The sequence below is a fragment of the Pedococcus sp. P1_H8 genome, from assembly GCF_056405175.1.
The window spans coordinates 1-415 of sequence record NZ_JBFUCP010000309.1 but is presented as its reverse complement, the minus strand read 5'-3'; the positions used below and the strand labels follow the sequence as shown (position 1 = coordinate 415).

Here is a 415-nt window from a genome sequence, read left to right as displayed (position 1 = left end):
ACCACGGACCGCTGGCGGAACACATGCGCGACATTGCCGCCGATCAGGAAGGGCAACAACGAAACTGCCGTCATTGAAAGCTGGGGCGATCAGGGCGAAGCGCACAGAGTGGCCGGCCACCCTCGCTGCCGTCAAGCGCGACCGCCGGGCAGGGAGCTTATTCGCCCGGTGCCCGGAACGATCTCGTAGGGTGGCGCATCGCTGCAGCTACCTCCAGACGGTCACGTGGTCGAGCCACGACGTCATGAGGCTGCCCCCTGCGCTCGACACCTGAACCTGCCGAGGATCGGCGCCGTCCGGCAGAGGAAGCGACCACATGATCGTCCCGTCGCTCGCCCGGATCGCATGCGTGCCGGTGTAGTCGCCGAACACGAAGTACTCGCCGTCGGTGGCTCCGCCGCGCACCCAGTACGCG

The 415-nt window shown here is 67.2% G+C and carries 1 protein-coding gene; it reads right to left on the bottom strand.

Annotation, left to right across the window (positions count from 1 at the left end; genetic code table 11):
* Positions 1-207 precede the first annotated feature (207 nt).
* On the bottom strand, positions 208-415 hold a 208-nt coding region (locus tag AC1DYG_RS20145), incomplete at its 5' end, for a hypothetical protein (RefSeq protein ID WP_477641611.1).